A 26,551-nucleotide genomic window follows, 5' to 3' on the forward strand; every position below is an offset into this window, starting at 1 on the left:
AACACTATCTAATTTTCAAATTATCTAATTTTCAAATTGAAGAAGATGTTCAAAAAAATATTAATAGCCAATCGTGGCGAAATTGCAATGCGTATTTTACGTACTTGTAAAGAAATGGGGATCAAGACCGTTGCCGTATACTCTACTGCAGATAAAGACAGTCTTCACGTAAGATTTGCTGACGAAGCGGTTTGTATCGGTCCTGCGATGAGCAAAGACTCATACCTTAAAATCCCTAACATTATTGCTGCAGCAGAAATTACCAATGCAGACGCAATCCACCCGGGTTACGGATTCTTATCTGAAAATGCCAACTTCTCAAGAATCTGCCAGAAGAACGGAATCAAGTTCATCGGTGCTTCTCCTGAACAGATTGAGAAAATGGGAGACAAAGCGAATGCTAAAGCTACCATGAAAGCTGCAGGTGTACCATGTGTACCAGGTTCAGATGGCTTAATTGAATCTTACGAACACGCTGTAAAAATTGCTGAAGAAACAGGATATCCTGTAATGATCAAAGCAACTGCCGGTGGTGGTGGTAAAGGAATGAGAGCTGTCTGGAAAGCTGAAGACCTTAAAGATCATTGGGAATCTGCCATTCAGGAAGCTGTAGCGGCCTTTGGAAACGGAGGGATGTATATGGAAAAACTGATTGAAGAGCCTAGACACATCGAAATTCAGGTTGCAGGTGATCAATTCGGTAAAGCTTGCCACCTTTCAGAAAGAGACTGTTCTGTACAGAGAAGAAATCAGAAACTTACTGAAGAAACACCTTCCCCGTTCATGACAGACGAACTTCGTGAGAAAATGGGTGACGCTGCCGTAAAAGCTGCCGAATTCATCGGATACGAAGGAGTAGGAACTATTGAATTCCTTGTAGACAAACACAGAAATTTCTATTTCATGGAAATGAATACAAGAATCCAGGTAGAACACCCTATTACTGAGCAGGTAATTGATTATGACCTGATCAGAGAACAGATTCTTCTTGCTGCAGGAACTCCTATTTCAGGAATCAACTATTACCCTAAATTACATTCAATCGAATGTAGAATCAACGCAGAGGATCCTTATGCAGACTTCAGACCGTCTCCGGGAAAAATCACAGGATTAAACATCCCTGGCGGACACGGAATCAGAGTAGACACTCACGTGTATTCCGGATATACAATCCCTTCCAACTATGACTCTATGATTGCTAAGCTTATCACTACGGCTCAAACCCGTGAGGAGGCGATTGCAAAAATGAGACGTGCCCTTGAGGAATTCTATATTGAAGGAGTAAAAACAACCATTCCTTTCCACAGACAACTAATGGATAATGAAGATTATCTTGCAGGAAACTATACTACAAAATTCATGGAGGATTTTGTAATGGACAGAAAATATGATAATCACTAAAAATTATCATTCCTATAAAAAGAAGGCGCCTTTTCAGGCGCCTTCTTTAGTTTTGTACGATATATCACCCTAATAAAGCAGGAAAAGTTATTTTTGCAGTATCATTCAAAATCTACATAGAAGCGATGGCATCAGCAATACAAGAAAAATTAGCAGAAACACTTCAAATTTCTATGGAACGTGCGGAGGAATTTTTGGAAATCTGCTACATCGTAACTTATGATAAAAACAAAATGATAGAACCTAAAAATGGGGTTTTTGACCGCTTGGGATTCATTTTGAACGGTGCTGTCCGGATTTATTACATCAATGAAAAAGGAGAAGATATCAGCTATCTTTTACAGGTGAATAATGATGTTATCGGTGATTATGCAAGTTATATCACCGGGAAAAAATCAATGGCAGTTATAAAGACTCTTCTCAAAACTGAAGTTTTATATTTTGATAAAAAAGATGTTGAACTTTTAATTCAGAAAGATATTTTCTGGCTCGGACTGGCAAAACACATATCCGATTTAGTTTTTTTGGATGCAAAGCAAAGGCTGGACGAGTTGTTTTTTTATACACCGGAAGAACGCTATCTCAATCTCTTGAAAAAGTCACCCGAAATTCTGAACAAAATTCCGCAAAAATATATTTCGTCATATTTAGGAATTACTCCACAATCGCTGAGCAGAATCCGGAAACGAATTTACTGATTCAAAAAATTACCTTAAGTGAACGTTTTTGGTTTTTCTGACCTTTAATTTTGTCTCATCATATAAATGCAATCACAATGAAAATAGCAATAATCGGTGGCGGAATTGGTGGTTTGACAACAGCTTTGGCTTTGCAAAAAAATAATCTGGACGTTACCATTTACGAAAGTGCACCCGAAATAAAACCTGTAGGTGCCGGAATTATCATGGCCAATAATGCCATGCAGATTTTTGACAAATTTGGCATTCGCCACAAAATCGAAAAAGCAGGTCATAAAATTTCAACGATTAAAATTACTGATCCACAGCTCAATACCTTATCGAAGGTGCAACTGGATACATTCGAAAGTAAATATGGGGTATGCAACATTGCCATTCACCGCGCCGATTTGCAGATGATTCTGGCTGAAGAAATTGGTTTTGAAAACATTAAGCTTTCTAAACGCTTATCCAAAATAGAACAGGGAAATGGCTGTCAACTCACTTTTGAAGACGGAACGATCGCTAATGCAGACGCTGTTATTGGTGCAGATGGAATTAAATCAGTAGTGCGTCATCAGATTTTAAACATTGGAAAACTGAGATCTGCCAAACAGAAATGCTGGCGTGGTGTGAGCGAATTCGATTGGACAGAAAAATACAGTCATCAGGCTTATGAAGCCTGGGGAAAAGGCAGACGCTTCGGCTTCGTGAGAATTAATGATCAAAAAGTCTATTGGTACGCTGTGGTGAACGAGAATTTGGTTAAAAATCCCAATATTCCTGCTGAACTTTTTACAGAATTTAATCCAGAAATTTCCAGAATGATTTCCGAAACACCCAAAGAGAAAATATTTATCAGTGACATTACTGATCTGGAACCGATTTATGAATGGCAAAAAGATCGTGTCTGCCTGATTGGTGATGCCGCCCATGCAACGACTCCTAATATGGGACAAGGTGCCTGTCAGGCCATTGAAGATGCATATATCCTCGGAAAACTTTTTGGTGAAGGGAAAAACATGAATGAAGTCTTCACTGAATACGAAAAACTCCGTATGAAAAAAGCGCATTACATCGTCAACACAAGCTCAGCCATTGGTAAAATTTCTCATTATGAAAACAGTCTGGCAGTTTGGCTCCGTAATACTTTACTAAAGGCTACACCTGGCTCTGTCAATGAAAAACAAATGGAAAAAGTATTTGATATTTCGTACTAGAAGAAAAACAGTAAGGATATTATTCACAGAATAAAGTACGTTATCATAATATTGCCAATATTAAAGATAGAATACCTGCAACAGTTTATCCGGCAAGAAAATATTTACTGTTACAGCTTATTTCACCCTTAAAATACACTTCAATTACAGCCATATACTGTAGTCTATTTTTGTTTATTCATCTCATTAATATTCTGTAAATTTGTTGAAAACCAAAACATATGTCAACAGCAGAACAAACAAAAAACTCACAGTACTTTATTGACCTTGAAGACAAACATGGAGCGCATAACTACCACCCTCTTCCAGTAGTTCTGGATCGCGGAGAAGGTGTTTTCGTTTGGGATGTAGAGGGCAAAAGGTATTATGATTTTCTTTCAGCATATTCTGCTGTGAACCAGGGCCACTCCCACCCTAAAATTGTAGGAGCTTTGGTAGAACAGGCCCAGAAACTGGCTTTAACGTCAAGAGCATTCTACAACTCCAGACTGGGAGAATACGAACAAAAGATCACGACTCTTTTCGGATTTGATAAGGTTCTTCCGATGAACTCCGGAGCTGAAGCAGTGGAAACAGCTGTAAAACTTGCCAGAAAATGGAGCTATGAAGTAAAGGGGATTTCAGAGAACGCTGCAAAAATCATCGTTTGTGAAAACAACTTCCACGGAAGAACAACTACGATCGTATCTTTCTCCAACGATCCGGACGCCAACCAAAACTATGGACCTTTTACTCCCGGATTTATCAAGATTCCTTATAACGATATTGCTGCCCTGGAAGAAGTTCTGAGCAGAGAGGCAGGAAATATTGCCGCTTTCCTGGTAGAACCGATACAGGGGGAAGCCGGTGTATATGTTCCGGATGAAAATTTCCTGAAAAATGCTTCCGAACTGTGTAAACAATACAACGTTCTTTTCATTGCCGATGAAGTACAGACCGGTATTGCCAGAACAGGCAAATTAATCGCCTGTCATCATGAAGACGTGCAGCCGGACATTCTGATCTTAGGAAAAGCACTTTCCGGAGGAATGTATCCAGTATCTGCAGTGCTGGCGAATGACAATATCATGAATGTGATCAAACCGGGACAGCATGGTTCTACATTCGGAGGAAACCCAATTGCCTGTGCAGTGGCAGTAGCTGCCCTGGATGTGGTGGCTGAAGAAAAATTATCTGAAAGAGCGGAACAACTCGGACAGCTGTTCAGAGCTGAAATTGAAAAAATCATTGAAAAATCTGACCTGATTACCAAAGTAAGAGGAAAAGGCCTTTTAAATGCAATCCTGATCAACGATACTCCGGAAAGCTCTACAGCATGGAATCTTTGCCTACAGTTAAAAGAAAACGGATTACTGGCCAAACCGACACACGGTAACATCATCAGACTGGCTCCGCCATTGGTTATTACTGAAGAGCAGCTGATGGACTGTGTAAAAATTATCGAAAAAACAATTCTTGAGTACAAATAGCTGAGATTTCCTTCAGTGATGCAACAATACAATCAGCAATATCCCATTGCTGGTTCCTGAAAAAGAATAAGGGTATGGTACAGTAAGCCATACCCTTATTATATCAATCATGATATTTCCCCGGAATACTCTTAAAAATATATAAAAAATGATGTTTTTTTCAATTTAGGAATTGTATTTGCTGTATGAATCAGGATAAACTGAAATGTGCCTTCAGCACAGTATTTCAGCGGGATACAGAGAATAGATATAAATGACAAAGATTCGTCTATAAAATTCAAATTAAAACTTATCTTTGAAGATTAAAACTATTTAGAATGACATTAAGAGAGATATTACGTATTTCCTTATTAAACAAATCGTTGTGATGAATATAAGTGGTTTGATCATAACATACAATGAAGAAAAAAATATACAGGAAGTCCTTGAATGCTTTGATTTTTGTGATGAAATCATCATAGTAGATTCTTTCAGTACGGACAAAACTGTAGAAATTGCCAAACAATTCCCCCATGTAAAGGTGATTCAGAATACATTTGAAGACTTTACAAAACAAAGAAATTTAGCGCTTGATGCTGCCAAAAACGATTGGGTATTATTTTTGGATGGAGACGAAAGAATTACTCCGGCCCTGAGACAGGAAATTATAGCGGAGCTCGATAAACCCGTACAAAAAGATGCCTATTATTTTTACAGGAAATTCTTTTTTGGCCGGAAACCGATCCACTTTTCGGGAACACAGTCTGATAAAAACTTCAGGCTTTTCCGGAAATCCAGGGCCAGATATATGGAAGGAAAAAAAGTACATGAAACCCTGGAAGTGAACGGAAGCATCGGGATTTTAAAAAATAAATTACTTCATTATTCCGTTTCAGATTATGAGTCATACAAAAAGAAAATGGTTCACTACGGAGTTTTAAAAGGAAAAGAACTGGCTGCAAAAGGGAAAAAGTACAGTGTTTTAGTTCAATATCTTAAAACAGCTTTTAAATTCTTTAAAGCCTATATAATGAGACTTGGTGTTTTAGACGGAAAGGAAGGATATCAGCTGTCTTACCTTCAATCTTTAAGTGTGTTTGAAACATATGAATCATTAAAAAAAGAGCAAAATTAGTTGGATGAAGATTTGTATCATTAGTTATGATTTTTGGGATTATGATAAGTATATTGTTGAAACATTATGCAAACGGGGTATTGATGCGCACCATATAAAAATCAGCTCCGTTACTCACTCCAACTTCAACGAAAGGGCAGTCAATGCTTTAAGCAAAACTTTTTTAAATAAAAACCTTAAAACAGAAAAGAGACAGAAGTATGTTCTTGACTCTTTGGAACAGCTTGGCCATCAGGACCAGATATTGGTTCTGAATCCTGATACCTTTGATCTTTCTACCCTTCAAAAGATCCGGGAATATACAGACAGGCTGATTACGTATCTTTATGACAATCTTGAAAGGGTTCCTGTAGAGGATAAACTTTATCTTTTTGATAAAATCTTCTCTTTTGACAGGATGGATGTGGAGCAGCACGGTTTTGAAAAAATCACCAACTACATCTACCTTCCCCATACCCCGGAAGAAACCCAGCATCCGGAAATGGATCTCTTCTACATCACTTCTTATGACAACCGAAGAGTTTCTATGATCAAATTACTGGCTAAAAAACTGATCGATCAGGGGCTGAAGTTCCAGATCATGGTGATCGGAAAAAAATCATGGAAGCACCAGCTTACCAATATTTTCATTAAAGTTCCTAAAAATCTTTTCCTGATCTTCAGTATCAAAAAGATTCCTCATAACGATCTTCCCAAATATTATAAAAACTCAAAGGTTCTTCTGGACCTGATGCGTGAAGGACAATACGGACTCAGCTTCAGAGTGTTTGAAGCCATGGCCCTTGAAAAGAAAATCATTACCGATAATGAAGCCATTAGCACCTATGATTTTTACAATCCCAATAATATTTTGATTTTAAATGAAAATATTAGTAATCTTGACAAATCTTTCTTTGAAAAACCTTACGAAAAAATTCCGGATGAAATCTACAACCGATATACGCTGGACAGTTGGGTGAACAAAGTCTTTGAGCTGGACACTAAAAACTAACAAATGGGGATCTTAAAAAAAATAAAAAAACACTTCGAGAGAAACGAAAGACTCAAACATCTTCAGACTCAGGATATCGTCAACATTCAGCTGTATGACGCTTCCCAAAAAACAATTCTTTTTGCCTCAAGAGATTTTCCTGCCCATGATAAAGAGTCCGGTGCCAACAGGCTGAAGGAGCTTATTCTGATCTACAGAGAACTGGGATACAACTGTATTCTTTTTGCCCCCCATATCTTTGAAGACAATTCTTATGTAAAGTTTTATCAGCAGCATAATGTCATTGTTTTTGTTGAAAACAGCAGGCATAAGAATATCTATGATTTTCTGTCTTCGTTTAAAAATATAGATTATGTATGGTTCAACGGTCCGCTTGCCCTGAATCTGTTCTATAAGAAAATGAAAAGCATCCTGCCGGACACCCGTTTTATTTACGATATGGTAGACATTCATTTTTTAAGGTTTAAAAGGGCCATAGAACTTGAACCGAACCGTATTTCATTAAAGAAAAATTATAAACATTTCTTCCGCCTCGAGACGGTTGTTGCCCCGCAGCTGGATTATATCATTGCCATTTCCGACAAAGAAAAAGAAATCATGGCACAGTATGCGGATCAACACAAAATCATTACCGTTTCCAATATCCACTATCCTAAAATAGATATTTCTGAAAGGAAAAGTTTTAATGAAAGCAAAGGAATTATTTTCATCGGCTCTATCCACGAACCGAATATTGATGCAGTAAAGTTTCTTTATGAAAAGATCATGCCTCTTGTGTGGGAAACCAAACCTGAGCTGGAAGTAAGCATCATTGGTAATGTGGCTGAAAAGCTAGATATCAGACAATTTCCGAAATTTAAGTTTTTAGGTTTTGTGGAAAGCATTGAAGAGCTGTTTATGACTTCAAAGATCATGGTAGCTCCGCTCAGATTCGGTGCAGGAGTGAAAGGAAAGATCGGGCAGGCTTTTGAATATTTCTTCCCTGTTGTCACTACAGATATCGGTGCCGAAGGAATGAAACTTACGGATCAAAAAAATGTATTGATAGCCAATGATGAAAAGAGTTTCGCAGACGCTATCCTTGAACTGGACAGTAATGAAGAACTCTGGAACACCTTAAGCCGGAATTCCGTTGACAGTCTGAGAGCATTTTCTCCCGAAGAGGTAAAAGAAAAGCTCAAAAGATTATAATTCAATTTATTAAATGTAAATTACATCACTTTTCTGACGACTTACATTCAATATTACTTACAATAACTAATCGCTAGAATGAACTCAAATAAAAGAATATTATTTTTTTTTCCTGAAAACCCGTTTTCAAAACGAGCGGGCAATGTAGCAAGATCGTATACCAATCTCAGACATTTAAAATCTTTAGGATTGAATATTGACCTGGTAGGCGTTGATGAGTTTTACAGAGGCTTTGATGATTCGGTTGAAAGTATAGACAAAAATATCATTGACGATTTTCTGATCCTGAAAAGAAGACCGGTAAGAGACTTATCAAGCTACACCTACTGGAAATACAAGATCATAAAGATGTTCACGAAGCAAAAAACAGAAAATAACGGCTACTTTTATACCCGGTATTTCCTGGATACATTTGCCGGGTTCTATCAGAAAAAAAAATACGACTATGTCCTGATCAACTATGAATTCTGGACAGATCTTATCAGAAAAATAGATCTGAAGGGTGCAACCACCATTGTTGATACGCATGACTGGATTACCCTCAATGAATATTACAAAAATAAAAAACTCAATATCGGGGAAAAATTTAATGAAGAAATTCAGAATCTTGCATTCTATGACAAGGTGATTACCATATCCAACGAAGAAAATTTTATTTTTAAAAGCTTTTTAGGAGACAAGGTTATCAATATTCCGCCCAGTTTCCCTGAAAACTTTGAAACTGAAGCTACTGAGAAAAAATATGATCTTATTTTCGTAGGTTCAGATAATCCGTTCAATGTGGATGCGCTCAATTGGTTTATAGACCATGTACTGCCACTGCTGAATAAAGACATCAGAATATGTGTGATAGGAAGGATCTGCAATCGTATTCCAGACCATGACAGTATTGAAAAGTTCTTCTTTGTGGATAATCTTAAAGACTATTACCATAAAAGTAAAATAGCCATCTGCCCGATGCTTGGCGGAACCGGTATCAAAATAAAAGTGGTGGAAGCCTTATCTTTCGGTATACCGGTAGTGGGAACCGATAAAGCTGTGGACGGATTCTTTCAGAAAACAGGAAACGGATGCCAGGTAAGTGATGATCCCCAAAAGTTTGCTGATATGATTATGCAGTTAAACAACGATCCTGCTTTGTATGAAAAACAAAAAGAGGATGCCATCCGGTTCTTTAAAAACAATTTCACGGAAGACAAAGCCATTGAGCTTTGGAAATCAATTTTAAATTAATATACCATGGCTGCAGCTCCTTTAATTTTATTTATAAAAACCTACAGACCGGATTTTGAAAGAACACAGATTCTTTTGCAATCTATAGAGAAGCATAATAAAGACAATATTCCCGTTATTATTTCTGTAAATGATCCTGATTTTGATTTCTTTAAGGAGAGAATCAGCCATTATAAAGTGATTAAAGATTCGGAAGTAATTCAATGCGATATTAAAGACGGCTGGAGATACCAGCAAATTATAAAAGTAAACGTCTACCGTTTGGGGATCTGTGAAAATTATCTGTGTGTGGATGCAGATTCAGAGTTCATCCGGGATTTTTATTACTCAGACTTTATGTATGATGACAAAACACCTTATACCATCATGCATGAATCCAAATCTTTTCTGGAGACTATGGAAAACATAGGCATAGATTCTGAGAAGATTTTCTTTAAGGAGGCTTTAAGAGCTACCCGTCCTTTTTTCGGAAATAAAGGAAAAGAATGGGATTATGGCCCATCACCCTATCTTTGGAGCTGTAAGGTTTGGGAACATTTAATTGAAGTATATTTAAAGGAGCAAAATAAAAGCTTTGAAGATTTCTTTAGCGATATTGACGCTATAACCACCCCTTCAGAATGTGTGATATACGGAGAATATCTTCTCAAGACAAGATTGATCGATATCTATCCCATAGAAGGATTTTTTAAAGTATATCATTACGAAAAACAATATGCGCTCGAGAAAAAGTTTTATCATATTGACAAACTGAAAAAAAATTATTTAGGAGTGATTTTTCAGAGTAACTGGAAAATGAAAAAGAGAAAATTCTTATTATTCAAATGAAAATATCAATAGTAACAGCCTATTACAACCGGAAAAAATTATTTGAAAATACCCTTTCAAGTATTGTAAGCCAATCTCCGGACCCATCAATGGAACTGGAAGTTATTGCTGTGGATGATGGCAGTGATGAAGAGGAAAGGCTGGAAGACCTCACGGAACAATATCCTTTCCTGAAGGTCATCAGGCTAGAAAAAGCGGATAAATGGTATTTCAACTCATGTATTCCGTTTAATATCGGCTTCAGAGAGGCTAAGGGCGACATTGTGATCTTACAGAATCCTGAATGCCTTCATTATGGTGATGTATTAAAATATACCCAAAAACATATCAATGACAGTAATTATATAAGCTTCTCCTGTTTTTCGCTTGGAATAGAAAGTACGGATAATCTGCATACCCTATTGGAAAGCCCTGAAAAACTTCAGAAATTAATGGCGGACAATAATGTAGGATATATCGGAGATGGCCTTGACTGCTGGTACAATCATTCTGTGACCAATCCCAAAGGCTATCATTTTTGTGCAGCAATTACAAAGAAAAACTTATATGATTTAGGAGGTTTTGACGAAAGGTTTGCAAGAGGAATTGCTTTTGATGACAATGAATTTCTACACAGGGTCAAATTAAAAGGTTTACAGATAGAGATTATTGATCAGCCTATCGTACTTCATCAGAACCATTATCAAAAAATATCGTATACTACAGATAAAAATCTGCTGGATGACGAAACCTACCAGAAAAGACTTAAGCTGGCTGAAAAAAACAGAATTTTATTTGAGCTGGTTACCAAGTCGGATAAACCATGGAGGGCCAATTATTTTCACGAAAATGAAGAGCATAAAGTGAAAAGGAACTTCATTGAAAAAATAAAGTACAAAATAAAAAAACGTCTCTGACAGATAAGCTCTGGAAAATATAATACCCGTGAAAATGGTTTATATTTTTACAGAAGAAAAATTAAAAACATTACAGGTTATGCAGTTGAGTGTGAATTATCATGGCTTTTTTAACGGCAACTTTGGAATTTCCGAAGCAACCCGGCTGAATGCTTTAGCCCTGGAAGCGATCGGTATCAGAGTTAACCGGATTAATTATTCCAGTGAAACCTTTGAGAGAATTGAAGATACTGCTTCAGAAAACGACGCTTCAATTAATATTTTCCATATCAATATTAATTTCATCAGTGATTTTTTCTCCAAAAACCAGGATCTGAAACTGAATGACTATTACAATATTATATACTGGGCCTGGGAATTTCCGGAGGTTTCAGACAAGGTCATCAAGATTTTAGGGGTTTTTGATGAGCTTTGGGTTCCGAGTGATTTCTGCGTCAATATTTTCACACAATATACCGGAATTCCTGTTATCAGGTTCTCACATCCTATTCAGAAACTGGCAGAGTCAAAAGATTTTGACCCGGCTCAATACGGTATTTCCGGCAATCAGAAAATTTATCTCACTATTTTTGATTCACTGAGTACCACCATCAGGAAAAATCCCGAAGCCACCCTTGAAGCCTTTACATCGGTCTTTAAAGACAGCAAAGACAGCGTTTTAATTGTTAAAACCCATAATCTTGAAAGAAGTAAGGATGCCCAAAAAGCATTGGAAAGCTATACCAGCATTCCGAATGTCATCATCATCAATGAGCATTTTTCAAAAGAAAAATTACATTCTTTAATTCAGCAGTCCGATGTTTTGATTTCACTTCATGGCTCAGAAGGTTTTGGCCTGACGATGGCGGAAGCTATGGCCTATGGAAAAATTGTGGTAGGAACAGGATACTCCGGTAATCTTGATTTTATGAATGTGAACAACAGTTTTCTTGTTCAATATGACTTCATAAAAACATCCAACACAAAAGGGCTGATTGACGAAGGGCTTACCCTGGCCAAACCAAGACTGACAGATGCGATTGAGAAACTGCAGTACATCAAGGATCATTTTGAATCCCTGAACAATATCAGAGAGAGTGCCAGACTTCAGATCGAAAATAATTTCTCCATTGGGTTTATTGGGAATTTATTTAAAATCAGATTAGGCTTTATTGAGAGTTCATATCTGAAAACAGAAGAGAATAAGACCTCCGGTAATGCCAACGATGTCTTTTATCTGAGTGAAATTGAAAAATTAAATAAGAGGGTCAACTATCTTGAACGCACCTTGTATAATAAGATCAGGAAAAAGATCAACCTGTTCTTTAAAAAGATAAAAAACAAATAGACGGAATAAAGTAAATTTTATTCACAAAGACAGACTCTTTTCATAAAAACAATAAACTACCCATGAAAACGGGTAGTTTATTGTTTTATAGCCCGATTCCTGCAGAATCCTTCTAAACAATTCATTTTTTTGGGTTACTTTAAGTAAATTTGCACAAAATTTTAATTGAAATGGAGAAAGTAAGAGTACGTTTTGCTCCAAGTCCTACGGGACCTTTACATTTGGGAGGCGTAAGAACCGCATTATATGATTACCTTTTTGCAAAAAACCAGGGGGGAGAATTTGTATTGAGAATTGAAGATACAGATACCGCCAGATATGTGGAAGGTGCTGAAGAATATATTGAAGAAGCTTTGGAATGGTGCGGAATCATCCCTGATGAAAGCCCTAAGAAAGGAGGAAAATTTGCCCCTTACAGACAATCTGAAAGAAGAGATATCTATGACAGATATACAGAGCAGATCTTAAAAACAGAGTATGCTTATATGGCATTTGACACTCCGGAAGAACTGGATGCCATCCGTGCAGAATTCGAAGCAAAAGGGGAAGTTTTCTCTTATGACAATAAGACAAGAAACCGCTTAAGAAACAGTCTTGCCCTTTCTGAAGAAGAAGTTCAGCAATTACTGGATGCAAAAACTCCGTATGTTGTAAGATTCAAAATGCCTGTAGACAGAGTATTGAACCTGGAGGACATCATCCGCGGAAAATCATCTGTAAATACCAATACTTTAGATGATAAAGTTCTGGTAAAAAATGACGGAATGCCTACTTACCACTTCGCCAACATCATTGATGACCACGAAATGGAAATCTCCCACGTGATCCGTGGTGAAGAATGGCTGCCATCTTTAGGACTGCACACTTTATTATATGAGGCAATGGGCTGGGAAGCGCCACAGTTTGCCCACCTTTCCTTAATTTTAAAACCTGATGTTTCTGCCTTAATCAATAAAGATAATATTGACGGAATCACAAAATCTTTCACGGATGAATTTGTGGCGAAAAACGATCAATTCTCTTTTGATGAAGCTGCACCGATCATCAAATCATTCTTCTCAGAAGTGAAAAGCCCGAGATTCAAATCAATGCTGGGGGAAAATGATAAAGACAATCCGTTAACTGCTGCTGTAAAACAGTTTTTAAAGAAAGGACTTTCAGGAAAATTAAGCAAAAGAGACGGTGATAAATTCGGATTCCCGGTATTCCCGCTTGATTTCAAAGATCCGGCAACAGGTGCTGTTTCTAAAGGATACAGAGAAAACGGCTATCTTCCTGATGCATTCATCAATATGGTTGCCTTATTAGGCTGGTCTCCTGCAGACGATAAAGAAGTTCTTTCTCTTGAGGAAATGGCTGAAGAATTTGATCTTCATAAAGTACATAAGGCTGGGGCCAGATTCAGCAAGGAAAAATCAGAATGGTTCAACCACCAGTATATTCAGATGAAAACGGATGAAGAACTCCTTGAGATGCTTAAAAATTCAGGTCTTGACTTATCTGACGTTTCGGACGAAAAGCTTTTAAAAGTAATTCCTCTGATGAAAGAAAGAGCAACTTTCCCTAAAGATCTCTATGAAAACGGGAAATTCTTCTTTGAAGCACCTACATCCTATGATGAAAAGGCATCTAAAAAAGCATGGAATGAAGACACATCTGCCATTTTAGGTGAACTGTCCGCAGCCCTTGAATCTACAGACTTTGTTGCTGAAACATTAAAGCAGACCATGCACGATTTCGCAGAAAACAAAGGACTGGGAATGGGTAAAGTAATGATGCCGCTTCGTTTAGCCCTGGTAGGTGAACTGAAAGGACCGGACGTTCCGGACATTCTGGAAATCATTGGAAAAGAGGAAAGTAGCGCCAGAATAAGCAATGCTATAAATAATTTTAAATAGAATTACCATAATTTTTCATACATTTGAAAGATTTAATTTACTTCAAGAAATGGAATATTTAAGTTTCGAACTTCCTATCAAAGAATTGATGGACCAATACCAGACGTGTTCTTTAGTAGGAGAAGAAAGTGGTGTTGATGTAAAATTAGCATGCAGCCAGATTGAGGATAAGATTTTAGAAAAGAAAAAAGAAATCTATGGCAATCTTACACCTTGGCAAAGAGTACAACTGTCCCGTCACCCGGATCGTCCTTATACCCTGGACTACATCAACGGAATGGCAGACAAAGGCAGTTTCTTAGAACTTCACGGAGACAGAAATTTCGCTGATGACCCGGCAATGATTGGAGGATTGATTACCCTTGATGGTCAGAGAGTGATGATCATAGGAACTCAAAAAGGAAGAACAACTAAGGAAAGACAGCACAGAAGATTCGGGATGCCCAATCCTGAAGGATACAGAAAAGCTTTAAGATTGATGAAGCTTGCTGAGAAATTCAACATTCCTGTGGTAACTTTAGTAGACACACCGGGAGCCTATCCGGGGCTGGAAGCTGAAGAAAGAGGACAGGGAGAAGCTATTGCAAGAAATATTTTTGAAATGGTTCAGCTGAAAACGCCGATCTTCACTTACATCATCGGAGAAGGTGCCAGTGGCGGAGCATTAGGAATAGGTGTAGGAAATAAGGTATATATGTTGGAAAATACATGGTATACGGTAATTGCACCGGAAAGCTGCTCTTCTATCCTATGGAGAAACTGGGATCACAAAGAAGATGCTGCCAACGCACTGAATCTTACTCCGGCAGATGCCTTAAGAGAAAAGTTCATCGACGGAATTATTGAGGAACCGCTTGGGGGCGCTCATTATGACCAGGAGACCACTTATTTAAACTTGAAAAATTCTATTTTACAAAATATCAAAGCATTCTCCAAATTTACAGGACAGGAGCTTGAAACCCAGAGACAGGATAAATTCATTGCGATGGGTCAGTTTAAAGGATAAAAAAAAAGGTTAAGAATTGCTTCTTAACCTTTTTTACTTTAGTTTCCTTCTCTTCTATTCAGACACATTGAGGGCAATCTCAATATCCTGAGTAATCTTCTTTAATGATGAATATTTGGCGTCACACACCATTGTTGTCAAAACATATTCTCCTTTATCGATCAGAATAAAGTTTTCCCCTTTCGCAGGAACACTCAGATTATAGTATTTCTTTCCGTTTATCTTTACAATCAGGTTACAGGAAGACCTGTTTTTAATATTGACATACGCCTCATTTTTATTGACATCATTATTAAAAAGATGGGTAAGCATGGCCGCTGTTTTCTTATTGGCCTCACTAGGACCCGCTTTAGCAGAAGTTCCCGCACTCTTTGCAGAATTTGCTGAGGCGTAGCTCGCCAGTCTTTCTTCTTTCAAAGCATTGATTGCGTTATTTACCTTGTCAGAATTATTGGTATTATTTTCAGTTTTAGCTGCAGATGTTTTATTGGCTGCAATTACTTTACCACTGTTCAGCTCGTTATTTTTAACGATGTTTTCAATTTTTTCTTTACTTATCGGTTTAATGGTAGGCTTTGCTTCAGGAGAATTATCGGCCATGATAATTTCCATCAGTCTTTTTTTAAAGTAATCATTCCGGGCATGCCCCGGGTTTTGTTTGATGAAGCCCGCAATCACCCTGGTCTCCTTTGAAGTTTCAGCATCCTGCTCTGTATAAATAATAACAGTCTCTTTTTCTACAACAGCTTTAGATTTTGTTTTTTTCTTTTTCTGGCTAAAACCAAGAGAAAAAATGCATATAAACAGAAGGAGGAAGATTTTTTTCATTAATCAAATCTTTAAAATAGTATTAAATATATTAATAACGTGAAAAGTCATTTTTTAGTTTATCATTAAAATCATTATCTTTGCACTGCTCTAAATTTAAGCTAAAAATTAATACTAATCTTAAATAAAAAATAATAGATATTATGTCTTATACACCAGTTGCTGCAGACGTAGCGAAATTAAGAAACCAAACAGGTGCAGGTATGATGGACTGCAAAAAAGCTCTAGTTGAAGCTGAAGGAGACTTCGAAAAAGCGGTAGATATCCTTAGAAAAAAAGGACAGAAAGTTGCTGCTAACAGAGCTGACAGAGAGTCTACTGAAGGTGCAGTAATCGCAAGAGTAAACGAGGACAACACTTTAGGTGCTATCATCTCTTTAAATTGTGAGACTGACTTCGTTGCTAAAAACGAAGCTTTCATCGAGCTAGCTTACGAATTGGCTGAAATGGCTATCTTCGCTGCTACTAAAGAAGAGCTTTTAGCGACTGACTTCCACGGGATCACTGTTGCTGAGAAATTAGTAGAGCAAACAGGAGTTATCGGTGAGAAAATCGAGATCGGATCTTTCGAAAGAATCCAGGGAGATTTCTTAGGAGCTTACATCCACGCTGGAAACAAAATCGCTGCCATCACTTCTCTTTCTGCTAAAGTAGACGGAGCTGACGAAGCTGCTAAAGCTGTTTCTATGCAGGTTGCTGCAATGAACCCAATCGCTCTTGACGAGAATGCAGTTTCTCAGGAAACTATCGACAGAGAGTTAGAGATCGAAAGACACAAACTTACTGAAGAAGGTAAGCCTGCAAACATTATCGATAATATCCTTAAAGGTAAAATGCAGAGATTCTACAAAGACAACACTTTGGTACACCAGGACTTCATTAAAGACGGAAGTATCTCAGTTGCTGACTATGTAAAATCTGTAAACGGAGACCTGAAAGTAACAGGATTTGTAAGAGTAAGCTTATAATCTGTACACTTTAAAAATATCTGATCCCGGTGAAAATTTCACCGGGATTTTTTTATGAAAAAACGGTGATCATTAACGCAATATGAAGCCAATTTTAAATATTAAGCAATTATACCACAAACTCGATTTCAATGTTTTTTTTATATAAAAAATTGATTATTAATGCTTAAATTTGCGGCCCCTTATAATAACGCATGAAAAAATTTCTACTCGCTTTTTGCACTTTTATTGGCTTAATCGTTAATGCACAACTGGATAATGAGCACTGGTTTGCTCCTATGTCTGCAAGCTCTCTTCAGGGAACACCTGAATGTTTCTTATATTTATCAACCAATGAAACCACTCCGTTCTCGGTACAGATTTCTAATAACAACACTGTATTTTCTACGGTACAGGTAAGTAAAAACAATCCTGTGCAGCTTACCATTCCGAACAATTACATGATTGCTTCCACACCCAACAGCCTGTTCACGGCAAACTCTATGGGGCTGCATGTAAAAGGAACCAAAAAATTCTTTGCCAACTTCAGGTTTTCAGTTCCCCAACAGGCTGAAATTATTACTTCTAAAGGAATGGCAGGGGTTGGAAAAACATTTTTTGTTGGAACAGCTCCCACAACCTCTCCAAAAGACTATGTAAATTCCACCGTAGGAGTAACGGCCACGGAAGACAATACCACAGTAACCGTATCGGGCTACAACCCTAATATTATTTTCTCTAACGGCACCAGTTCGGCCAGCAAAACCTTCACCCTGAGTAAAGGAAAATCTTATATTCTTGATGTGAACAGCAATATGGGCGGAACGAGTAACAGAAGAGGATTATTAGGAGCCAAAATTGTTGCCAACAAGCCGATATCGGTAACCAACGGAAATTTTAACGGCCTTTATACTGCTCAAAACAATACCAACGTAGATGTATTAATGGATCAGGCCGTGCCTACGGAAAGACTTGGGAAAGATTTCATCATGGTAAAAGGAAACGGACCTAATAGTGTAGGAATGGAAAAAGCAATGATCATTGCTACAGAAAACGGCACCACCCTTACCGTAAACGGAAATCCCGTGAACGGGGTCAATCTGAATGCAGGTGACTATTATATGATTGAGGGTAACAACTACATCAATCAGGGGAACGGAAATTATAATATGAGTATTTCCTCCAGTAAAAATGTCTATGTATATCAGCTTCTTGCAGGTGCATCCGGAAGTACGGTTTACCAGACAGGAGGGATGAACTTTATCCCGCCATTGAGCTGTTTCTTACCTAAAGAAATTAATGAAATAGGATATATTAATAAGATTGGTAATACATCTTATGATACTAAGCTTAATATTATTACCCAAACCGGAGCAACAGTAACCGTAAACGGAGCCCCTGTTACAGGATTTGTGCCTGTAAACGGGAATCCTAACTGGGTGACCTATTCAAAGGCCAATGTTACCGGAAATATTACCGTAACGTCTACCAAACCTGTCACTGCCGGAATTGCAGCAGGAAACGGGGCCGTGGGATATGGAGGCTATTTTGCAGGATTCTCTTCCATTCCGGTAATTACCAAAACCGGAGACTGTTATCATGGAGTTTTGCTGGAAGTGGAAAGTGGCTCTGATGCTTATCAATGGTACCTTAACGGTGCTATAATTGCCGGAGAGACCAACCCTACCATCAATCCTGATTTATATGGTTCAGGACTGTATACCTGTTACATTACTAAAAACAATTGTGAATCCAGATTTACGGCTCCCTATGACCATACAGTATGTCCGCCGATCACCACTACAGTCTACGATATCGGATCATGTAATACCAAGGTGATCAATCCGGTGCTCACCAATTCTACCCAGACTGTTGACCCTGCCTATACCGCTGTAATTGTACAGCCTACCAACGGAACGCTTACCATCAACCCAACAACAGGACAGATTGTTTATACACCTAATCCAGGCATCACAGCTGATATCACAGATACATTTACTTATTACATTCAGGGGGATGGCAATCCTGCAGCGTTTGAATATTTTAATATTGTAGTCAACACCCATGTACTGCAAACGAACAATGCTTCCATGAGCTCATGTGCAGCGGCCAACGGAAATGGTACATTTGACCTTACTACGGCTGTTGTAACCGCGGACCCAACTGCCACGAAAACGTATTTCACCAATGCCAACCTTACAGGTCAGATTATGGTTCCTGCTTCATATTCAGGACCGTCCGGAACAGTATATGTGAAAGTAACCTCTGTATACGGATGTTCCCAAACAGCTACGATCACTTTAGATACCTATCCCACTCCAAATCTTAATACCAGTAACTTCAACTCAACTATTTGTGATAATAATTTTGAAGGTATTGTTAATGTTAATTTTGCCACTGTCACTCCGCAGATTGTAACCAATCCTGCCAATTTCCAGGTAAGATATTACCTCAGCCAGGCAGATGCCAATGCAGGAAATAACAATTCGCTTCCTGTCAACTGGGCTTTTACAACCAATACAACCGTATATGTAAGAGTATCTGCCAATGTAGGGGGATGCCCTCCTGCTTTAGGACAGATCAACTTTACCATCGGAAATAAAATACCTCTGATAACCGGTAATGCAAAAGCTGAAATCTGCGACAATGACCTTAATGGATCTGAAACTGTAAATCTTAATGATTATAAAAACCTTTTCACCACTGATCCGGGGGTAGCGCTGTCTTTTTATTCTTCACTGACCAATGCCCAAACCGGAACCAATCCTATTGCAGCATCACAGGTACTTACAGCCGCAGGTGGTGTCTTTTATATAAGGTTCCAGAGTACAGCATGTCCTAATACCGCTGTTCTGACTCTTAATCTGAAAGCGCCTAAAAAATCTGCGACCCTTACTGACAGGGTTATCTGCTCTAATGAGAAAATCATGCTGGATGCAGGCCCAGGCTTTACTTCATACCTATGGAGTACCGGTGCTACTTCCCAATCTGTTTCTGTGGGGGCAGGCACTTATTATGTAGATTTAGGATTCAACGGGTGCGTATATCGCCAGACTGTAAATGTAACAGCATCTCAGGCTCCCAGTATTTCCCGAATTGATGTGACAGGTTCTACGGCTACGGTTTTTGTAACCGGAGGAACTGCTCCTTATAAATACTCATTAAACGGAATCAATTATCAGACCTCTAATGTCTTCACTGGATTATCCAGAGGGCTGCATACTGTATATGTATTAGGAGCAGACGGATGCAGTCATGTGACTAAAGAATTCCTGGTCATCAACCTCATCAATACCATTACTCCGAACGGAGACGGTATCAATGATGTATTAAACTACTCTGAATTAAGAATAAAACAGAATGTCATGATTGAAGTTGCAGACCGTTATGGAGCTTCGGTATACAAATCTTCTGATAAAAACTATATATGGGACGGAAAATCCAACGGCAGAAGCCTTCCTACAGGAACTTACTGGTATGTAATACAATGGACAGAGCCTGACACAAAATTACCAGTTTCATATTCAGGATGGCTTTTAATTAAAAATAGGGAATAATTTTTTAACATTTCTTTATATTTTATTAAAAGTATTTCATTTTTTATTTTAATTTTGTAGAAATCCTAATTCCATAAACATGAAAAGATTTCTACTCAGTTTGGTATTAATTTTTTTTACAATTAATACTCTTTTTGCACAAAGGGATACCGAGCACTGGATTGCTCCATACTATGATAGTTTCGGAGGCTATACAAATATGCTATACCTTTCCACTGATTCGGTAACTCCTTTTGATGTAGTCATATACAATAACAACGCTGTTGTTACAACCGTGACCATCAGTAAAGGAAACCCGCAAACTTACAAAGTAACCAATAACCTTATTTCCACAGGAACGCTTACAGAAGCCTTCAATGTGGGTACCAAAGGGCTTTATTTAAAGGGTGCAAAACCTTTTTATTGCAGCTTAAGATTAGCTCAGAGCATCCATGGGGAGGTTATCACCAGTAAAGGAAAGGCCGGGATAGGGAAGAAATTCTTTGTTGCCCAAAGTCCTAATACAAATCTGGATTCTTATTATAACTTTACAGCCGGAATCCTTGCTACTGAAGATAATACCAATGTAACGGTAACCTGGAACAATACTCCAGGAGTAGTGTTCATCAATGGATCTGCAGTTACCGGTAATACCCATTCTGTCACTTTACAAAAAGGGCAGTCTTTCATTTACGCAGGATCAGGTAGCCAGGATGCTAACAAAAATGGTTTTATGGGAGCCAAAATAGTTTCTGACAAACCTATAACCCTTACCAACGGAAGTTGTAACGGTAACTTCTCAGCCACTCCAAGTGGAACAGACCCGGTTCTTGACCAATCGGTTCCTGTAGACAGACTTGGAAATACCTTTGCAATGGTAAAAACAAGATCTACGCAGCCTTCACTGAACATGGAAGGAGGTCTTATCATTGCTACGGAAGACAATACAGAGGTTTACCTGAATGATTCTACGACTCCAGCCGCTACTTTGGATGCCGGACAATGGTATAGAATCAATGAAACCAGTTATGTTACTCCGCCTGGGGCAACCAATCACAAGAACATGTTCATTTCAACGACTAAAAATGTTTACGTGTATCAGTTTATTGGTATTGATAATAATGCTGCTACTAACGGATTCAACTATATTCCGCCTTTGAACTGCTTCCTTCCAAGAAAAATTGACGAAATCGGAAAAATTGATGAAATGCCTCTTGGAACAGGAGGAGCAAGTGTTACACAGGGAGATTTAGTTGTAAAATTAAATATCTTAACAGAAGCTGGAGCAACCGTACTTGTAAATAATAACCCTCCTGCAGCAACTGACGGGCCTTTCCCGCTAACCGGAAACACAAACTGGGTAACTTACGCAATAACCGGAGTAACAGGAAATATTGCAATCACCTCTACAAAAGCAGTAACCGCCGGGATCAATGGTGGATATAGTACCGCAGGATACGGAGGTTATTTTGCAGGATTCTCATCCATCCCTCTTATTTCTAAAAAGACAGGAGAATGTGTTCCTGGTATTATTCTGGAAGTAGATGACGGATATGAAACTTACCAATGGTTCCGTGAGGGTGTAGCCATCACAGGTGCAACGTCTTATACTTACACTCCTACACAATCCGGAAATTATACGGTAAGAGTAACAATGGGAACATGTCCTCCTGTTACAACACCTGTTTATAAAGTACAGAACTGTTTAAAAGAAACAACACAGACGCTTAATGCCTGTTCAACTAAAATTATTACTCCTACATTTACTTCATCAACCCAAACAGTGGTTCCAAGTACAGTAGTAATTTTAACACCGCCTGCACATGGTACAGCTGTAGTAAACTCAAACGGAACAATTACCTATACTCCTACAACAGGATATTTAGGTCCGGATAAAATCATCTATAAATTCTGCGGAAATTCAGTAGAGTTCACAGATTGCGAACAGGTGACTTTAAACCTGACTGTAGTACCATTTATTGTATATGATGCAGTGATCAAATCATGCTGGTATGATGTAGATCCTTACGCATACTTCGATCTTACTAAGGCTAAGCTTTCTGATTACGGAGCTATTACCAAAAAATACTACCGTACACTGAATGACCTTACAGCGGGAATCAACGAGATAACAACACCTGACAACTTCCCTTCAACCGGAGGATTTGTATATGTGAAAGTAACAACTGCTGAAGGCTGTACAGCTAATGCAAAAATTCAGTTGATCACACTTCCAATCAAGAAGTCTCCGGTATTGGTAGATCAGTATATCTGTATTGATGCTACAACCAATCTTGATGCGGGTCCTGGATATGACTCATATCAATGGAGTACAGGAGCTAATACTCCGGGAATCAGAAACGTAGGCGTTGGAGAATATACCGTAATTCTTGGTAAAGACGGATGTTTCCTTACACAGACTGTAAGAGTAAGAAAAGTGGAAGATCCGGTAATCCAGACAATTGAGATCAATAACAACAGTGCATCAGTTATTGTAAACGGTGGTAAACCTCCTTACAAATATGCTGTTGACGGAACTGTCAACTGGCAGGATTCCAATACATTTACAGGATTAAGCAGAGGACAGCACACCTTCTACGTGAAAGATGCCAACAACTGTACGCCTATATCTGTAGAGATCACAATTCCTAACCTGTTGAACGCAATCACTCCGAACGGAGATAATGTAAATGACTTCATCGACTACAGCGAATTAGCTTACAAAGAAAATCTTACGTTTGTAGTTTATGACAGATACGGAAATATGGTATTCACAGGAAACAAATTCAACAACTACAAGTGGGACGGAAGACATTTCGACAAAAAACTTGTAACAGGAACTTACTGGTATCACGTTAACTGGAATGAGTCTAACAAAGACAAAACTCCTATCAAGTACACAGGCTGGATTCTTGTAAAAAACAGAGAATAATCTACTGAAACTATAGTTAAAAAAACCACGATTACTGCAATCGTGGTTTTTTTATTAATATATTAACAGATTATTTAAAATATTTCAAAAACCAATCAATTATTCTTATATTTTTGTAAAAACCATAATATCCTACAATCTATGAAAAAAACTTTACCCTTTTTTCTATTATTTTTTGCCACCATCAATCTGCTCTTTGCCCAGAGAGACACAGAGCATTGGTTTGCACCCATGGCAGCGAGATCTGGCAAAGTAGTCACTCCTATGCAGGCACTTTACTTTTCTACAGATTCTGTTACACCTTTCAGTGTGGATATCTACAGTAACAATACCGTGCTGGGGACTGTCACAATAAGTAAAGGATCTCCGCAGACTTTCAACGTTCCTTTAAACAGAATGGTAGCCAGTACCAACGGGGAACTGTTCACTCCGGGAAACAAAGGCTTATACACCAAAGGCACCAAACCTTATTTCGTAACCTACAGGTTCTCGGTAAGCCAGCATGGCGAGATTTTAACATCCAAAGGAAAGGCGGGAATCGGTACAAAATTTTATGCCGTAACAGCTCCTATTGAAGAACTCGATGCTGATTATAATTTTACTACCGGAATCCTCGCAACGGAAGACAATACGCATGTAACGGTTTCCAACTATTCTTCAAATATTATTTTTACCAACGGATGGACGGGAGTTACCAATCCTACCCTTACGTTTACTTTAAATAAAGGTCAGTCTTATATTATTGAAGGAATAGGGAATCAGACGGTCAACAAAGAAGCTTTTATCGGTGCTAAGATTGAATCCGACAAACCCATATCAGTAACCAACGGAAATTTCAATGGCCAATTTGCCATGGCAGCCGGCGGCTCTTACCAGGGGTCTGATATTATCATGGACCAGTCTGTTCCGGTAGACCGTCTTGGGAATGAATTTGTAGTGGTAAAAGGAAACGGAGACATCAGCCGGAGAATGGAAGATGCCCTGATTGTGGCCACAGAAGGAGGCACTCAGGTATACATCAATAACGGTACAACCCCGGTTGCTACATTGGCAGAAGGTGAAAGCTACCGGGTCAACAAAATTAATAATACCAATTACATCAATCAGGGGAACAATCATTATAACATGTACATCAGAACCACTAAAAATGTATATGTATACCAGCTGATGGCCGGAGTAGCAGCCAGTAATGCCACATTGGGCTTTAACTATATTCCTCCATTGAACTGCTATCTTCCAAGAAAGATTGATGAGATCGGAAAAATCAAAGACCTTCCCTATTCTACTACCCTCAGCGGACATATTGTAAAGCTGAATATTTTAACAGAAACAGGGGCCGCAGTTACTGTAAACGGAGCTCCATTACCCGCAGCACAGGGACCTTATCCGGTAACAGGTACTCCGAATTGGGTATCTTATTCCGTACCGGATATTACTGGGAATGTTACCATAGCCTCTACCAAAGCTGTAACCGCCGGGATCTCCGGAGGAAGTGGTGTGGTAGGATACGGCGGATATTTCTCAGGATTCTCTTCTATTCCTGTTATTGCCAAACAAAATGGGGAATGTATTCCGGGAATTGTTCTGGAAGTGGATGACAGTTTTGACACCTACCAGTGGTATAGAGAAAACATTCCTATTCCAGGTGCCAATGCCAACAGTTATACTCCTACACAATCAGGAAATTATTCTGTAAAAATCACCGTTGGGTCATGTCCTCCGGTTATTACTCCTGTATATAAAGTATATACCTGTCTTAAAAAAACAACGATGAATGACACGGTATGTAACGGGGTTAAACAAATTGTACCTACTTTCACCAGCTCTACTCAAACCGTCGTTCCGGGAACAGTAACAATTCTTACTCCTCCCGCTCATGGCAATGCGGTTCTTGATCCTACTACAGGGGTTATAAGCTATGCACCTAATTCCGGCTATTTCGGGACAGACACCATCGTGTATCAGTTCTGCGGAAATAATCCTGATTTTACAGATTGTGAACAGATAACCCTTAACCTTACAGTTTCTGAAAATCCTAAAGTAAATGATGCCACTGTAAGAACCTGTTTCCTTGATTCTAATATTGCAACAGGTTTATTTAACCTTACCAATGTAAATGTCACCACAGCAACAGGAGTTACTAAAAAATATTATCCATCGCTTACAGATGCCCACGCAGGAACAAATGAAATTTTAACTCCGGCCAATTATGTTGCCCCTAACGGAGTGGTTTATGTAAAAGTAATCAATGCAAACGGATGCTATAGCGTTGCAGTGATAACACTTGTTGTACTCCCTCCGGTACAATCCGATGTTCTTAAAGATAAAATCATCTGTATGGAAGATACAACAACCCTTGACGCCGGGCCTGGCTTTAAAAGCTATGAATGGAGCACGGGAGCAACTACTCAGATGATCAATAACGTAGGAGTCGGGGTTTATTGGGTAAAACTGAAGACCGGGGAATGTGTAACGATGCAGACAGTAAAAGTCTATGCTTCTGAACAGCCTGTTATTTCGGATATTGATATTTCAAACAATACCATAACCGTTAATGTAATAGGAGGTACCCCACCCTATAAATATTCCATTGATCATATCAACTGGCAGGATTCCAATGTGTTCACGAATGTGGCGAGAGGAAATGTAAGTGTATATGTAAAGGATAATTATAACTGTGAACCGATCAAAGTGGACATTACCGTTCCTAATCTGATCAACGTCATTACGCCTAATGAAGATGGTAAGAATGATTTTATCGATTACTCAGCCCTGGCTGTGAAAAACAATCTGGTCTGTAATATTTTTGACCGCTACGGAAGCAAAATATTCCAGGCTGATAAAACCAATGGCTACAAATGGGACGGAACTTCCGGAGGTAAAAGAATTCCTACAGGAAACTACTGGTATGAAATAGGATGGAACGAGCCCAATAATAAACATACTGCTGTAAAATACACCGGCTGGATTATGGTGAAAAACAGAGAGTAGTATTTAAATCCTATACTTTTAAAACCACGATTTTGAAATCGTGGTTTTTTTATCATATTTTCAAGC

General features: G+C 38.5%; 18 protein-coding genes. 17 read left to right on the top strand and 1 reads right to left on the bottom strand.

The features are described from left to right. The first annotated feature begins 45 nt into the window (after positions 1-45). The 13 genes from accC to BBI00_RS14975 all read left to right on the top strand — a co-directional run bounded on the left by accC (position 46) and on the right by BBI00_RS14975 (position 15,251). Positions 46-1,401 (top strand): acetyl-CoA carboxylase biotin carboxylase subunit, encoded by a 1,356-nt coding sequence (gene accC, locus BBI00_RS14915; protein ID WP_065399495.1) that lies wholly within the window; start codon positions 46-48, stop codon positions 1,399-1,401. A 125-nt stretch (positions 1,402-1,526) separates the two neighbouring features. Then, positions 1,527-2,099, top strand: a complete 573-nt coding sequence (locus BBI00_RS14920; RefSeq protein WP_083988514.1) for a Crp/Fnr family transcriptional regulator — start codon at positions 1,527-1,529, stop codon at positions 2,097-2,099. Between the two features lie 77 nt (positions 2,100-2,176). Beyond that, a complete protein-coding gene (locus BBI00_RS14925) occupies positions 2,177-3,298 on the top strand; it encodes an FAD-dependent monooxygenase (RefSeq protein ID WP_065399496.1) in 1,122 nt (373 codons plus the stop codon). A 221-nt stretch (positions 3,299-3,519) separates the two neighbouring features. After that, positions 3,520-4,767, top strand: a complete 1,248-nt coding sequence (gene rocD / locus BBI00_RS14930; protein WP_065399497.1) for an ornithine--oxo-acid transaminase — start codon at positions 3,520-3,522, stop codon at positions 4,765-4,767. 367 nt (positions 4,768-5,134) lie between these two features. Further along, positions 5,135-5,881, top strand: coding sequence for a glycosyltransferase family 2 protein (locus tag BBI00_RS14935; protein ID WP_065399498.1), 747 nt, complete (start codon positions 5,135-5,137; stop codon positions 5,879-5,881). Positions 5,882-5,885: 4 nt separating this feature from the next. Then, positions 5,886-6,872, top strand: coding sequence for a glycosyltransferase family protein (locus tag BBI00_RS14940; RefSeq protein WP_065399499.1), 987 nt, complete (start codon positions 5,886-5,888; stop codon positions 6,870-6,872). Between the two features lie 3 nt (positions 6,873-6,875). Continuing rightward, positions 6,876-8,063, top strand: a complete 1,188-nt coding sequence (locus tag BBI00_RS14945; protein WP_065399500.1) for a glycosyltransferase family 4 protein — start codon at positions 6,876-6,878, stop codon at positions 8,061-8,063. A 78-nt stretch (positions 8,064-8,141) separates the two neighbouring features. Beyond that, positions 8,142-9,296 (top strand): glycosyltransferase family 4 protein, encoded by a 1,155-nt coding sequence (locus BBI00_RS14950; protein WP_065399501.1) that lies wholly within the window; start codon positions 8,142-8,144, stop codon positions 9,294-9,296. 6 nt (positions 9,297-9,302) lie between these two features. Then, positions 9,303-10,124 (top strand): DUF6492 family protein, encoded by an 822-nt coding sequence (locus tag BBI00_RS14955; protein WP_065399502.1) that lies wholly within the window; start codon positions 9,303-9,305, stop codon positions 10,122-10,124. Continuing rightward, on the top strand, positions 10,121-11,020 hold the full coding sequence (locus BBI00_RS14960; RefSeq protein WP_065399503.1) for a glycosyltransferase family 2 protein: 900 nt from the start codon (positions 10,121-10,123) through the stop codon (positions 11,018-11,020). Before BBI00_RS14955 ends, BBI00_RS14960 begins: the two co-directional genes overlap by 4 nt. Before the next feature lie 34 nt (positions 11,021-11,054). After that, positions 11,055-12,347 carry a glycosyltransferase gene (locus BBI00_RS14965; RefSeq protein WP_065399504.1) on the top strand — a complete coding sequence of 431 codons (1,293 nt, stop codon included), beginning with the start codon at positions 11,055-11,057 and terminating at the stop codon, positions 12,345-12,347. 170 nt (positions 12,348-12,517) lie between these two features. After that, positions 12,518-14,245, top strand: a complete 1,728-nt coding sequence (gltX, locus tag BBI00_RS14970) for a glutamate--tRNA ligase (protein WP_065399505.1) — start codon at positions 12,518-12,520, stop codon at positions 14,243-14,245. A 49-nt stretch (positions 14,246-14,294) separates the two neighbouring features. Then, positions 14,295-15,251: an acetyl-CoA carboxylase carboxyltransferase subunit alpha gene (locus BBI00_RS14975; protein ID WP_065399506.1), complete on the top strand. Its 957-nt coding sequence runs from the start codon at positions 14,295-14,297 to the stop codon at positions 15,249-15,251. Positions 15,252-15,305: 54 nt separating this feature from the next. On the opposite strand, the gene BBI00_RS14980 is transcribed toward BBI00_RS14975, so the two are convergent. After that, positions 15,306-16,079, bottom strand: a complete 774-nt coding sequence (locus BBI00_RS14980) for a DUF6759 domain-containing protein (RefSeq protein ID WP_065399507.1) — start codon at positions 16,077-16,079, stop codon at positions 15,306-15,308. 143 nt (positions 16,080-16,222) lie between these two features. Between BBI00_RS14980 and tsf the strand changes: the two genes are divergently transcribed. The 4 genes from tsf (at position 16,223) to BBI00_RS15000 (ending at position 26,485) form a co-directional block, all read left to right on the top strand. Then, positions 16,223-17,047, top strand: a complete 825-nt coding sequence (tsf, locus tag BBI00_RS14985) for a translation elongation factor Ts (RefSeq protein WP_065399508.1) — start codon at positions 16,223-16,225, stop codon at positions 17,045-17,047. A 194-nt stretch (positions 17,048-17,241) separates the two neighbouring features. Continuing rightward, entirely contained in the window at positions 17,242-20,583 is a 3,342-nt protein-coding gene (locus tag BBI00_RS14990) for a T9SS type B sorting domain-containing protein (protein WP_065399509.1), read from the top strand. A gap of 79 nt (positions 20,584-20,662) precedes the next feature. After that, positions 20,663-23,494, top strand: coding sequence for a T9SS type B sorting domain-containing protein (locus tag BBI00_RS14995; RefSeq protein WP_065399510.1), 2,832 nt, complete (start codon positions 20,663-20,665; stop codon positions 23,492-23,494). Between the two features lie 141 nt (positions 23,495-23,635). Continuing rightward, the gene (locus tag BBI00_RS15000) at positions 23,636-26,485 is read left to right on the top strand and encodes a T9SS type B sorting domain-containing protein (protein WP_065399511.1); all 2,850 of its coding nucleotides are present in this window, start codon (positions 23,636-23,638) and stop codon (positions 26,483-26,485) included. Positions 26,486-26,551: the final 66 nt, after the last annotated feature.

The sequence above is a fragment of the Chryseobacterium arthrosphaerae genome, assembly GCF_001684965.1.
Classification (GTDB): Bacteria; Bacteroidota; Bacteroidia; order Flavobacteriales; family Weeksellaceae; genus Chryseobacterium; species Chryseobacterium arthrosphaerae.